This is a genomic window from Caballeronia sp. J97 (assembly GCF_905220305.1).
Lineage (GTDB): Bacteria > Pseudomonadota > Gammaproteobacteria > Burkholderiales > Burkholderiaceae > Caballeronia.
In genome coordinates this window covers 1-619 of the sequence record NZ_CAJMZL010000095.1, presented here as the reverse complement: position 1 = coordinate 619, position 619 = coordinate 1, and the positions used below count along the sequence as shown (strand labels likewise).

The window sequence follows — 619 nt, the reverse complement described above, 5'->3', positions numbered from 1 at the left end:
CCTGATGCGCGATGGCATGCGCCCAAACGCAGACCGCAACATATCCTCACGCGAGCTTGTGAATACCGGATTGCTGGTAGTTCGCGATACCTATTTTATCGATCAGGCCGATCTGAATCTCGAGCCAGTCGATGTGATCCTCGGTCGCGTCGAGGAGTTCGACCAATATCTCTCGCGAAACGAAGTCTCGCACCGACTCGCAATAGACGACCGCTTCCTTGCATTGGGCTTGAGCCGCCTTCTCGAGTTTGAGATCGTTCTGTAGTACCTCGAGCGTATCTTTACCAACGCTCAACGGATGGAGATCCTGCAAATTCGGTAGCCCATCGAGCATGAGGATGCGTTCGATCAGCTTGTCCGCATGCGTCAACTCATCCATCGATTCGTTGTATTCGTGCGTGCCCAACTCCTCGAATCCCCAATGCTTGTAGAGACGAGCATGCAGAAGATACTGATGCACGGCCGTCAATTCGTTTTTTAGTTCCGCATTGAGGTAGTCAATCACCTTCGGATCGCCTTGCATACCGTCTCCTGCCTGATCGCGTTGCCACACACCCAGCATAGACGTTGCGAGATGTGATGCCAAAAACGAGATTTATTCTCATTTGTGTCGACGATG

1 protein-coding gene is annotated in these 619 nt (G+C 52.0%); it reads right to left on the bottom strand.

The genetic code is table 11. The annotated features are described in order from the left end of the window. Positions 1 to 46 precede the first annotated feature (46 nt). Positions 47 to 523, bottom strand: a complete 477-nt coding sequence (gene bfr, locus U4Y90_RS35980; RefSeq protein WP_321801906.1) for a bacterioferritin — start codon at positions 521 to 523, stop codon at positions 47 to 49. Between the last annotated feature and the right edge of the window lie 96 nt (positions 524 to 619).